This window comes from Pseudomonas sp. FG1, from assembly GCF_034313875.1.
Lineage (GTDB): Bacteria > Pseudomonadota > Gammaproteobacteria > Pseudomonadales > Pseudomonadaceae > Aquipseudomonas > Aquipseudomonas veronii.
In genome coordinates this window covers 481683-494182 of record NZ_JAVIWP010000001.1, presented here as the reverse complement: position 1 = coordinate 494182, position 12500 = coordinate 481683, and the positions used below count along the sequence as shown (strand labels likewise).

Here is a 12500-nt window from a genome sequence, read left to right as displayed (position 1 = left end):
TGAAACCTGCGCGGCAAACCGCCGCATATACCCTCTCAATCGATGGGACTGGTAGAATCGCCGCCGGTTCACACGAGGTTTTTCCATGCACGATCCCCACAGCGAACGCATGAGTAGCGGCGAGACCCGAGCAGCAAGCGGTCTGGCCCTGGTGTTCGCCTTCCGTATGCTTGGCATGTTCATGGTGTTGCCGGTGCTGGCGACCTACGGGATGGATCTCGCAGGCGCGACCCCCGCCCTGATCGGCCTGGCCATTGGCGCTTATGGCCTGACCCAGGCGATTTTCCAGATTCCGTTCGGGATCATTTCCGACCGCATCGGCCGCCGCCCGGTGATCTACCTCGGGTTGATCGTGTTTGCCCTCGGCAGCGTACTCGCGGCCCAGTCCGATTCGATCTGGGGCGTGATTGCCGGGCGTGTCCTACAGGGCGCCGGCGCGATTTCCGCAGCGGTCATGGCCTTGCTGTCGGACCTGACCCGCGAACAACACCGCACCAAGGCCATGGCCATGATCGGCATGACCATCGGCCTGTCGTTCGCCGTCGCGATGGTGGTCGGCCCGTTGCTGACCCGCGCCTTCGGTTTGCACGGGCTGTTCCTGGCCACCGGCGGCATGGCGTTGTTCGGTATCGTGATCGTGGCCTTCATGGTGCCGCGTTCCACCGGCACTCTGCAGCACCGTGAATCCGGCGTCGCGCGCCAGGCGCTGCTGCCGACCCTCAAGCACCCGGACCTGCTGCGCCTGGATTTGGGTATCTTTGTATTGCACGCGATGCTGATGAGCAGCTTCGTGGCCTTGCCCCTGGCCCTGGTGGAAAAAGCCGGGCTGCCCAAGGAACAGCACTGGTGGGTCTATCTGACCGCGCTGCTGATTTCATTCTTCGCCATGATCCCGTTCATCATCTATGGCGAGAAGAAACGCAAAATGAAACGAGTTTTACTCGGCGCCGTCGTGACGCTGATGCTCACTGAGCTATTCTTCTGGCAGTTCGGCGACAGCCTGCGGGCGCTGGTAATCGGTACGGTGGTGTTCTTCACCGCGTTCAACCTGCTGGAGGCTTCGCTGCCTTCGCTGATCAGTAAAGTTTCACCGGCCGGCGGCAAGGGCACGGCGATGGGGGTGTATTCCACCAGCCAGTTCCTGGGCTCTGCACTGGGCGGCATCATGGGTGGCTGGATGTTCCAGCACGGCGGTTTGTCGGTTGTGTTCCTCGGATGCGCAGGTCTGGCTGCCCTCTGGCTAGCCTTTGCTGTTACCATGCGCGAACCTCCCTATGTGACGAGTCTGCGCTTGCCGTTATCGCCTGAAGCGATACGCGAAGCTGGCTTGGCCGAGCGTCTTAAGGCCGTTACAGGGGTTACCGATGCTGTGGTTATTGCTGAAGAAGCCGCCATCTACATCAAATTGGACACCGAATTATTGGATCGCGCGACGCTCGAGCAACTGGTCAACCCAGTGCCGACAGCGCGCCCAGCTTAGGAGAACGTTATGGCCCGTGGGGTTAACAAAGTCATATTGGTCGGTACATGCGGCCAGGATCCCGAAGTTCGCTACTTGCCTAACGGTAACGCCGTGACCAACCTGAGTCTGGCGACCAGCGAACAGTGGACCGACAAGCAGACCGGCCAGAAGGTCGAGAAAACCGAATGGCACCGTGTGTCGATGTTCGGCAAAGTGGCAGAGATCGCCGGTGAATACCTGCGCAAAGGTTCGCAGGTCTACATCGAAGGCAAACTGCAGACCCGCGAGTGGGAAAAAGACGGCATCAAGCGTTACACCACTGAAATCGTGGTCGACATGCAAGGCACCATGCAACTGCTCGGCGGCCGTCCACAGGGCGACCAACAGGGCCAGGGCGGCATGTCCAACTCGGCACCGCGTCCACAGCAGTCGCGTCCGCAGCCAAGCCAGCAACCACAGCGTGAGTCGCGCCCAGCGCCACAACAGGCCGCTCCGCAACCGGCTGCGGATTTCGACAGCTTTGATGACGATATTCCGTTCTAGCGCATACCGCAGCAAAACAGTTACATACTAAAAGAACCGCACGACCTTGAAGGTCGTGCGGTTTATGTACAGTACCCAGCCTAGAGCATTGCGAAACGCAACATATCTTCATTGGCTCGTTGCTTGTGCGTGTCGGTCAACCCATGCGGAGCGCCCGTATAGACCAGCAACTGGGCATGCGGGATTAGGCGCTTGCTTTCCAGTGCCGAAGATTGGATCGGCACGATTTGATCGTCATCACCATGAATGATGAGGGTGGGAATACTGAAACGCCTCAAGTCCGCTCGAAAGTCTGTCTCCGAAAATGCCTTGATGCTGTCAAAAGTATTTTTGTGCCCTCCCATTACACCCTGCATCCAGAATGAATTGATCAAGCCTTGCGAGGGTTCGACGCCTACCCGGTTGAATCCATAGAAAGGGCCGCTGGCCAGATCGAGGTAGAGCTGCGAACGGTTGGCGATGGAGTCGGCACGCATTCCGTCAAAAACTTCGATTGGCGTCCCTTGGGGGTTACTGGGGGTTCTCAGCATCAACGGCGTTACCGCGCAGATCAAGCCGGCCTTGGCCACGCGCGAAGTGCCATGGCGAGCGATATAGCGTGCAACTTCACCGCCTCCGGTGGAGAAACCGAAGAGGATCACGTTGGTCAGATCCAGGTGCTCGATCAGTTCCGCCAGATCGTCCGCGTAGTGGTCCATGTCATTGCCGCCCCACGGCTGGCTTGAGCGGCCATGCCCGCGGCGGTCATGCGCGATGGCGCGAAAACCGTTGTTGGCGAAATGCAGCATTTGCGATTCCCAGCTGTCGCTGTTCAGTGGCCAGCCGTGGCAGAACATAACAGGCTGGCCGCTGCCCCAGTCTTTATAATAAAGCTCGTTGCCTTCGCGAGTTATCAGATAAGTCATGGCGTAGCTCCATTGACGTGAACAGACTTGGCGGTGGAGACCAGAAAGCCGTCCGTGGACACTACGCTGGCATTGGTATTAACGATTCGCAGAGGACCTGGCTCGTGCAGGTCTAACCTAATCTTAGTTCGGGTTTGCGCACGCTGCGCAGGGTGTGCAGGCATCTTCCGATGGTGAGGTGATCCCTGGCGTTTGTTCTCATGGCTCACACGATTTAGGCTGTGGCCAACCTTTAAGCACAAGGAGCGCCGCGATGACCTGGTCCGCCAAGCAATACACGCTGTTCGAACAACAGCGCACACGCCCCGTCCGTGATCTGGTCGCGGCCATTCCCAATACCGCGGTGCAAACCGCCGTCGACCTGGGCTGCGGCCCCGGTAATTCCACGCAAGTGTTGGCCGAGCGTTTTCCGCAGGCTCGCGTCACCGGCATGGACAGCTCCGACGACATGCTGGCCGACGCCCGCAAGCGCCTGCCGACGCTGAACTTCGAACGGGCGGATATCGGCGCCTGGAGCCCGGCGCAACCGTTCGATGTGATCCTGGCGAATGCTTCTCTGCAATGGCTGCCGGACCACGCCACGCTTTACCCGCACCTGGTCAGCCAGTTGACCTCCGGCGGAACCCTGGCGGTGCAAACCCCGGACAACCTCGACGAGCCCGCCCATCGGCTGGCGCGTGAAGTCGCCGCCGATGGCCCATGGTCCGCCAGGATCGGCGCGGTCAAACACAATGAACGGCACACGGCGAGCTATTACTACGAACTGCTGAGCAAACACTGCAGCGCTGTCGATGTGTGGCGCACCACCTACCTGCACCCGCTGGCGGATCACGCGGCTGTGGTGGAGTGGTTCAAGGCCTCGGCATTGCGGCCGTTCCTCGCACCGTTGAGTGACGACGAAAAAGCCGCCTTCCTACAGGACTATCAGGCGCGAATTACCCAGGCTTATCCGGCCCTGGCTGATGGCACCGTGCTGCTGCCTTTCCCACGCCTGTTCATCATCGCAACCCGCTAGCCCCACGCCCGCACGTGGCGGTCAGGCCGCCGCTTGCGCCTGCAAGTATTCCTGCGTCGACACCACGCTCGCATACCCAAATGCCAGCGACGCCATATACGCCCCATGCACCTGCGCCGCCGGAATCACTTGCCCGTTGAATTCCTGATCCCGCGTGGCGCAGGCGTCATGGAGCACGGTGACCTTGTAACCGAGGTCCGCCGCCGCCCGTACCACGGCGTCGATGCACATATGGCTCATGCTGCCGACCACCACCAGGTCCGTGATGCTGCGTTGTTCCAGCACGGTGCGCAGTTGGGTTTCGCGAAACGCATTCACGAAATGTTTAAGCACCACCGGCTCACTGCCTTCGTTCAGCACCTTGGGGTGCAGATGCGCGCCTTCGGAGTCTGGGGTGAAGAACGGTGCATCTTCCGAGGTGAACTCATGGCGCACATGAATCACTGCATCGCCCGCCTGGCGAAATGCCTGCAGCGCCTGCGCGGCCTTGTCTGCCGCGGCTTCCACGCCGTCGAGTGGCCACTTGCCGTGGGGGAAGTAGTCATTCTGGATATCGATTAGGATGAGCGCTTGCTTGGCCATGTGTGTTGCCTCGTGATGGGTTGATGGGCGCCAGTATCTTAGCTGGCGCACCGACCGGGGATTGGCTGCACCGACAATAGCAGGGGGAAAACTGACAATGGCCGTGGAACGCTCGATCATCGAGTTGGGTGTGTTGATCTATCAGGGCGCGCAACTGGCGGCGGTGCATGGCCTGACCGATCTGTTCGGGGTGGCCAACCGGATCGCCGCCGCGCACCAATCCGCGCAATTGCCGCTGCTGCGGGTCAGCCATTGGCAGGTGGCGGCAGATGGTACGCCCGCGCGCGTATTCGCCAGCCATCCCGGCCCCGGCCAACCGCTGATGGCCGTGCTGGTGCCACCGTCGATTGGCGAATTCACGGAGCAACAGACGCCACCCGCGTTGTTGCAATGGCTACGCCAACAACACGCGGCGGGCACCGTGCTCGGTGGCGTGTGTATCGGTTCGATCATGCTGGCGCGCAGTGGTTTGCTGGACGGGCGCAGCGCCACCACCCATTGGTCTTCCGCCAGTACGTTCGCAGAGCATTACCCCGCGGTGCGTCTGGAAGCGGATAAGCCGATCGTCGATGACGGCGACCTGATCACCACCGCCGGGCTGATGGCGTGGTCCGAACTGGGCCTGCGCCTGGTCGACCGCCTCATGGGGCCGAGCGTTGCGGCGGACACGGCGCGCTTTCTGGTGATCGAACACAGCGACAGCGCCAGCCAGTGCGGCAGCAACTTTGCGCCGATTCTCGGGCATGGCGACGGCGCGATCCTGAAAGTGCAGCACTGGTTGCAAGCCAGTGGCGCGGTGGATGTCTCGGTGGCGGCGATGGCGCAGGAAGCCGGCCTCGAAGAACGCACGTTCCTGCGGCGCTTTCGCGGCGCAACGGGTTTGAAACCCACCGAATACTGCCAGCACCTGCGAGTGGGCAAAGCCCGGCAAATGCTCGAGTTCACCAACGGCACCATCGACCATATCGCCTGGACCGTGGGCTATCAGGACCCCAGCGCGTTTCGCGCCACCTTCAAGAAAATCACCGGCCTGGCCCCCAGCGAGTACCGCAGCCGGTTTGGTGTGTGAAGAATGTTTCGTCGTCACCGCCCGCGCTCGCCTCGTCAGCTTCCTATAGGCCTGATGATGTTCTGGCCTCATCGGGGGCAAGCCCCTCCCACATTTGATTGTGTTCACAGATCAACGTGTGGGAGGGGGCTTGCCCCCGATGAGGCCTTCAAAGTCACCCTGACTCAATGCCTGATCAGCCTCTCCTGCACCGCCTGCTGATCCACATCCAGCAGTATCTGTTGCTTGCCAGCCACCATCACCGCCGCCGGCAGCCCATCGCGATACACAATCCGGTTACCACTCACCGCCGGCACTTTGCTGCCCGGCAATAGCGTGCCCACCAGGTTCAGCGGATCAGCCCCGCACACCGCGATCAGGCTTCCATCATGGGCCCGCCGCCGCACCTCACGCAGCAGCGGGATCGCTTCCGGCAACGCAAACTGCTCGCCCGCCAACCCGCTGACGAACCGCCCGCCGCGAATCTCCCCGCGTGCCTCCAGGCGGTGAAAGGTGCGCAACAGTTCGCGCCAGCTTGGCAGCCAATCCGCCTCGCGCTCCAGCAGTCGCCAGAACACCACGCCGTAGCGGCGCAGCAAGGTCATCGCCACATGCTCCAGGGTTTCGGCCGAGTGCGGGCCGGCGGCGGTCGACGGGCGCCGGATCAGCGCCCAGCGCCCGGCATCGTCCATGCCGCCGACAAATGCACCGCGCCCGCGCCGGCTGCTGCGCGCCTGGCGTTTACTCGCGGGCGTGGTCAGCGCACGCAGCCCGGCAAAGCTGTCGGCGTTCACCAGGCCGGCGCCGACCAGTTCCTGCAGCGCCGTTTCCAGCTCGCTGCGCAGCAGATGGGCTTCGTGGGCCAGCTCATCGAAAAACAACGCGCCGTGTTCGTGCAGGGTCTGCTGGACTTTCTGCGCCTTGGGCGACAACGTCGTGCTGTCGGTCTGTTCGGTCAGCCCGCTCCACAGCGGCACCTGGCTGCGTGGCAGCAGCACCACGGGCGTGCTGCGCAGGGCGGTGGCGCCGGGCTTGTTGCTCAGGCGTGTCCACACCAGCTTGCCGCTGCGGCACAGGTCGTCGAGCCAGGTTGATGTGTAATCCTTGAGCCGCGCGCTGAGCAAGTCACTGTCCCAGGCCGAGGTGGCCGCCGCGTAGCCTTCGAACTGGGCGACGATCTGCGGCAACATCGCGCTGCCCTGGCCACGCGTACCGTCGGACAGGTGCTGCCAATCGAACAGAAAGCGCATGAAGTCCTGCAACGCCACCGGCTCGATTTCCCGGCGCAGGCGCTTGACCGTGTAGCGATGAATCCGCGCCAGCAGGTGCCGTTCGCACCATTGCTCCTCGCGGGCGCCGGGGCTGAAACGCCCGCGCAACACATAGCCTTCCTGCTCCAGGCGGGCCAGGGCCTGGGCGATGTCGGTCACCGGCAGCCCAAGGGGCGCGGCGATTTCGATCAGGCTCAGCGGGCCGAACCCCCCGAGGCGCGCGCGCAGTACTTCCACCAGCGCGTCATCGAAGGTCCAGGGCTCATCGAAGCCGGGCAACAGCGGCAGGTCGTTGGGGTAAATCGCCCGCAAGCAACTCAGGCGTTCCACCGCCACCCACTGGCCTTGGGGCAGATGACAGGCGCGTCCGCCCTTGGCCAGCGTTTGCAACCACTGCCGCCATTGCGGCGTAACCTCGCTGTCGACGATGCACGCCAGGCTCATCAACGCTTCATGCATTTCATCCAGGCCATGGGGCGCCGGCCAGGCCTCTTCGCGCACGCCGGCGATGGCGTCGGCGTCCAGCGCGCCAAGGTCGTCGGTGCTCTGCGGGTCGCTCCAGCGCCGGTTGAGCACGGCCTGGGTGCGGCGTTCTTCCAGCGGCGCGTCGTCGAGAAAGGTGTAGGGCCGCGCGCTGAGAATTTCTGCGGCCATGGGCGAGGGCGCCGGCAGGTCGCGGCTGATCAGGCGTACCTCGCCGCGCTCGATGCGCCGCAACAGGGCCAGCCAGCCGTCGCTGTCCATCGCTTCGTGCAGGCAGTCATCCAGGGTTTGTTCGACCAGCGGGTGGTCGGGTACTTCGCGCTCGCCGGCGAGGTTTTCCAGGCACGCGATCTGGTCGGGAAACACGCTGGCGATCAGGTCTTCGCTTTTCATTCGCTGGATCTGCGGCGCCACCTTGCGCCCGCCGGTAAAACGCGGCAACGCCAGGGCCACCCCGGCGTTCCAGCGCCAGCGCACGCCGAACAACGGCGCGTCGAGCACGGCCTGGATCAGCAGGTGCTCGGCGGTCTGGCTGTTGAGATAACGCCACACCTCATCCAGCGCGAAACTGTGGCTGGTGGACAGCGACAGCACGATCGCATTCTCGCTGGCCGCCGCTTGCAGTTCGAAGTTGAAGGTGCGGCAGAAGCGCTTGCGCAGCGCCAGGCCCCAGGCGCGGTTGATGCGGCTGCCGAACGGCGTGTGGATGATCAGTTGGGTGCCGCCGGACTCGTCGAAAAACCGCTCCATGATCAGCGTGTCCTGGGACGGCAGCGCGCTGAGCGCCAGGCGCGCGCGGGCCAGGTAATCCACGATCTGCTCGGCGCTGGCGCGGTTCAGGCCCAGGGTGTCGGTGAGCCAGGCGAGGGTGGGCTGCAGATCGCCGGGCGTGACGCCGAGCAGTTCGTCCAACTGGCCCTGCAAACGCGCGACCGCCGCCGACAGTTCGCGGCTGCGCCCCGGCGCCTCGCCGAGCCAGAACGGGATGGTCGGCGGCTGGCCATGGGCGTCCTCGACCCGCACCTTGCCGGCTTCGACCCGCAAGATCCGGTAGGACGTATTACCGAGCTGGAAGACATCCCCGGCGATGCTTTCCACCGCGAAGTCTTCGTTGACGCTGCCGATGTTCAGGCCCTGAGGCTCGAGCAACACGCTGTAGTCGGCGTTGTCGGGGATGGTGCCGCCGCTGGTCACGGCGGTCAGCCTGGCGCCCCGACGGCCGCGCAAGGTGCCGGTCACGGCGTCGCGGTGCAGGTAGGCGCTGCGGATGCCCTGGCGGCCGTTGTAGCCGTCGCAGAGCATCTGCACCAGCGCCTGGTAATGGCGTTCATCCAGCTCGGCATAGGGCGCGGCGCGGTGGATAAGTTCGAGCAGCGCCTGTTCTGGCCATTCCCGTGCGCTGACTTCGGCGACGATTTGCTGGGCCAGCACGTCCAGCGGCGCGACCGGGATGTGCAAGGTGTCCAACTCGCCCCGGCGCACGCAGTCGAGCAGGGCGGCGCATTCGATCAGGTCATCGCGGGTGGTAGCGAACAGGCGCCCCTTGGGCGTGCCGCCGACCTGGTGCCCGGAGCGACCGACTCTTTGCAGAAACCCATTGATGGAACCGGGCGAGCCGATCTGGCACACCAGGTCGACCTCGCCGATATCGATCCCTAGCTCCAGGGATGCGGTGGCGATCAGCACCTGCAGCGCGCCAGCCTTGAGCCGTTGTTCGGCGTCCAGGCGCAACTCCTTGGCCAGGCTGCCGTGGTGCGCGGCCACGGCGGACTTGCCCAGGCGCTCGCTCAAATGCCGCGCCAGGCGTTCGGCCAGGCGCCGGGTGTTGACGAAAATCAGCGTGGTGCGGTGTTCGCGGGCGAGGGCGGCGAGGCGGTCGTAGACCAATTCCCACACGTCGTTGGCCATTACCGCTGACAGCGGCACCGGCGGCACTTCGATATCCAGGTCACGCGGGCGCGCATGGCCGATGTCGACGATTGCGCACGGACGTGCCGTGCCCACCAGAAAACGCGACACCGCCTCGATGGGTTTTTGCGTGGCCGACAGACCGATGCGTATCAACGGCTCGGCGCACAAGCCTTGCAGGCGTTCGAGGCTCAGGGCCAGGTGACTGCCGCGTTTGCTCGCCGCGATCGCATGGATCTCATCGACGATCACCGTGCGCGTGCTGGCGAGCATCTGCCGGCCGGAGTCCGAGCCCAGCAGCACGTAGAGCGATTCCGGCGTGGTCACCAGGATATGTGGCGCACGCTTGCGCATCAGCACGCGGTCTTTTTGCGGCGTGTCGCCGGTACGCACGGCGGTGCGGATCGCCAGCGGTGGCAGGCCCAGTTGCTGTAAATGCGCGGTGATCCCGGTCAGCGGGGTTTGCAGGTTGATCTGGATATCGTTGGACAGCGCCTTGAGCGGCGACACATACACCACCTGGGTTTCATCTGGCAGTTGCCCGCCGTTGGCCAGGCCTTGATGAACCAGGTCATCGAGCACCGCGAGGAAGGCCGTCAGCGTCTTGCCGGAGCCGGTGGGCGCGGCGATCAGCGTCGAGCGGCGCTGGCGGATCAGCGGCCACGCCTGGGCCTGGGCGTGGGTCACCGAGGGGAAGGTGCTGCGGAACCAGGCGCTGACGGCGGGGTGAAAGCCGTTCAAGACCGTATCGGTTGTTTCAGGAAGGTTCATGATCCCTATATGCAACCGCCCGGGCCAAGTTGCAAGCCCGCACTTTGTCCGTGACGGTTGCGCTACAAACCCGCAAAATGCAACGATTCTGGCAAATACCCACGGCAAGGCTCAAACGCCTGTCGATACTAACCATCGTTCCAAACAGACCGGGCCAGCTCAATCTATGCGAATGCGCCTTATGTTGTTGGGCGGCGGGAATGCCCTCGGGCAGGCGCTGATTCGCCTCGGTGCAGAGGAAGACATCGGTTTCCTCGCCCCCAAACCGCCCCAAGACGGCTGGGATGCCGCGAGCCTTACCCAATTGCTCGACGACACCCGTCCCGATGCGTTGATCAACCTCGCCTACTATTTCGATTGGTTCCAGGCCGAAACGGTCAGCGAAAGCCGTCTGGCCGCCCAGGAGTCGGCGATCGAACGCCTGGCCGAACTGTGTCAGCACCACAGCATCACCTTGCTGCAACCGTCCAGCTACCGCGTGTTCGATGGCTCCCGCGCCACTGCCTACAGCGAAAAGGACGAGCCAGTGCCCCTGGGCCTGCGCGGCCAGGCGTTGTGGCGTATCGAACAGAGCGTGCGCGCCACCTGCCCGCAGCATGTGTTGCTGCGCTTTGGCTGGCTGCTGGATGACAGTGTCGACGGCACCCTCGGGCGTTTCCTGGCGCGGGCCGAGCAGACTGAAGAACTGCTGATGGCGGACGACCGTCGCGGCAACCCGACGCCGGTGGACGATGCGGCGCGGGTGATCATCTCCGTGCTCAAGCAACTCGACTGCGCCGCGCCGCTGTGGGGCACTTATCACTACGCCGGTCACGAGGCGACCACGCCGTTGGCGCTGGGCCAGGCGATCCTCACCGAAGCGCGCAGTTTCCGTGCGCTGGTGATCGAAGCCCCCACCGCCCAGGCCCATGCGGCTCGGCCGGATGCCGGTGAAGAACCGCAACACGCGGTGCTGGCCTGCAAGAAAATTCTCCACACCTTCGGCATCAAGCCGCGGGCGTGGCGAGCGGGGTTGCCGGCGTTGCTGGATCGGTTCTACCGCCGTAGCTGAAACACCCCAAAGCAAAATGTGGGAGGGGCTTGCCCCCGATAGCGGTGGCTCAGTCAATGAATCTGTTGACTGACGCCGCGCTATCGGGGGCAAGCCCCCTCCCACATTGGTTTTGCGGTGTTTGTTAAATATCGCTTAGAACTTGTAGCCGATACCAACCATGTAAACGAATGGATCAACGTCAACATTGACCTTGGCGCGAGTGCCAGGCACGTTGTTGTAGTTCACTGTGGCCTTGGTGTTGATGTCGATGTAGCGCGCCTGGGCGTTGATCATCCACTTGTCGTTGATCATGTAGTCGGCGCCGATCTGCGCGGCCCAGCCCCAGGAGTTTTCGGCCTTGAAGTTGCTGAAACCGTTTTGTTTCGCGCTGCCGCTGACGCTCTCGTCATAGATCCAGGTGTAGTTGATACCGGCACCCACATACGGTTGGAACGCCGATTTGCTGTCCAGCGGGTAGTACACGACGCTCAGGGTTGGCGGCAGTTGTTTCAGGGAGCCGAGTTTACCGTTGGCTGGGCTCAAAGCGGTATTCTTGAGCTTCACGTCATGCGAGAACGGTGTGGCCGCCAGCAGTTCGATACCCCAGTGGCTGGTGAACATGTAGGCGAAGTTCAGACCCAGTTGCGTGTCGCTGCTCAAGGTCGCTTTGCCGCCCAGGTTCGTGCCGGCAATTGGGCCCTGGTCAACTTTGACGCTGCCGCTGTCGGTATTCGGGTTCACGGTGATTGCACCTGCGCGAACCAGAATGTCACCGGCCTCGTGAGCGTGGGCAACGGGGGCGGCGAGGGCGAGCGCGAAGAGTGACGCGCCGAGCAGAGACTTATTGTTCATGGGAGCTCCAGAGGACGTTTAAAGGTTGTACATCCAATGGTAAAGATCGTTCCGTTCGGTCTTTTGACGCAGCTCAATGAATGGGTGATAAGCGCTATTCCGGCAATTCGTAGACGTAAATCTTCTCGGCATCCATCTGATAGCCGGCGTCGGCCAACTCACTGGAGGACGGTTTGACCTGCATCACGCCCTCGATCCAATACGGCTGATACAGCTCGTCGAGCTTCACGCCGACTTCGCTTTTCACATGCACGATCTGGTTCGACGGCGGTGGCGGTACGTGAATGCACGCGCCGAAATACGGCACCAACAGGAACTCGGTGGTACGGCCTTCTTCACTGACTTCCAGCGGCACGATATAGCCCGGCAGGCGGATATGCCGGCCGTCGAGGCTTGGCACCACCGGTGCGTTGGGCAAGTCCTGCTTGGCCGCTGGCGCGGCCTCCACCGATAACGCATCGGCCATTTTCGACAGGTCGTGCAGTGGTTTCATATTGGGGATTTCCGGCGGCGCGTCCGCCGGGATCATCTCCTGCCAGGACAAATCCTTGGGCTGATCCTCCGCCCAGGCGGGCGCGGCCAGCAGCAACAACAGGGCAAACAGGGCACGATGCATCGAAGCCTTCC

Annotated in this window: 10 protein-coding genes; 5 read left to right on the top strand and 5 right to left on the bottom strand. The window is 63.1% G+C overall.

The annotated features are described in order from the left end of the window. The first annotated feature begins 85 nt into the window (after positions 1-85). Together RGV59_RS02285 and RGV59_RS02280 are read left to right on the top strand one after the other, a co-directional pair. Entirely contained in the window at positions 86-1480 is a 1395-nt protein-coding gene (locus RGV59_RS02285) for an MFS transporter (protein ID WP_017849543.1), read from the top strand. Positions 1481-1489: 9 nt separating this feature from the next. Next, the gene (locus RGV59_RS02280) at positions 1490-2005 is read left to right on the top strand and encodes a single-stranded DNA-binding protein (protein ID WP_017849542.1); all 516 of its coding nucleotides are present in this window, start codon (positions 1490-1492) and stop codon (positions 2003-2005) included. Positions 2006-2085: 80 nt separating this feature from the next. Here RGV59_RS02280 and RGV59_RS02275 read toward each other — a convergent pair whose 3' ends face one another. Next, on the bottom strand, positions 2086-2910 hold the full coding sequence (locus tag RGV59_RS02275; protein ID WP_232590926.1) for an alpha/beta fold hydrolase: 825 nt from the start codon (positions 2908-2910) through the stop codon (positions 2086-2088). 253 nt (positions 2911-3163) lie between these two features. On the opposite strand from RGV59_RS02275, the gene tam reads away from it, so the two are divergent. Next, the gene (gene tam, locus RGV59_RS02270) at positions 3164-3925 is read left to right on the top strand and encodes a trans-aconitate 2-methyltransferase (RefSeq protein ID WP_046381880.1); all 762 of its coding nucleotides are present in this window, start codon (positions 3164-3166) and stop codon (positions 3923-3925) included. 21 nt (positions 3926-3946) lie between these two features. Here tam and RGV59_RS02265 read toward each other — a convergent pair whose 3' ends face one another. After that, on the bottom strand, positions 3947-4507 hold the full coding sequence (locus RGV59_RS02265) for a cysteine hydrolase family protein (protein WP_322246859.1): 561 nt from the start codon (positions 4505-4507) through the stop codon (positions 3947-3949). A 97-nt stretch (positions 4508-4604) separates the two neighbouring features. Between RGV59_RS02265 and RGV59_RS02260 the strand changes: the two genes are divergently transcribed. Then, positions 4605-5576, top strand: a complete 972-nt coding sequence (locus RGV59_RS02260) for a GlxA family transcriptional regulator (protein ID WP_046482562.1) — start codon at positions 4605-4607, stop codon at positions 5574-5576. 164 nt (positions 5577-5740) lie between these two features. On the opposite strand, the gene RGV59_RS02255 is transcribed toward RGV59_RS02260, so the two are convergent. After that, entirely contained in the window at positions 5741-9988 is a 4248-nt protein-coding gene (locus tag RGV59_RS02255; RefSeq protein ID WP_322246858.1) for a DEAD/DEAH box helicase, read from the bottom strand. Between the two features lie 166 nt (positions 9989-10154). Between RGV59_RS02255 and RGV59_RS02250 the strand changes: the two genes are divergently transcribed. Further along, on the top strand, positions 10155-11039 hold the full coding sequence (locus RGV59_RS02250) for a sugar nucleotide-binding protein (RefSeq protein WP_026140363.1): 885 nt from the start codon (positions 10155-10157) through the stop codon (positions 11037-11039). Between the two features lie 135 nt (positions 11040-11174). On the opposite strand, the gene RGV59_RS02245 is transcribed toward RGV59_RS02250, so the two are convergent. Both RGV59_RS02245 and RGV59_RS02240 read right to left on the bottom strand, forming a co-directional pair. Beyond that, positions 11175-11873, bottom strand: coding sequence for an OmpW/AlkL family protein (locus RGV59_RS02245; protein WP_126589128.1), 699 nt, complete (start codon positions 11871-11873; stop codon positions 11175-11177). A 94-nt stretch (positions 11874-11967) separates the two neighbouring features. Next, the gene (locus RGV59_RS02240; RefSeq protein WP_126589127.1) at positions 11968-12489 is read right to left on the bottom strand and encodes a DUF3299 domain-containing protein; all 522 of its coding nucleotides are present in this window, start codon (positions 12487-12489) and stop codon (positions 11968-11970) included. Positions 12490-12500 lie beyond the last annotated feature (11 nt).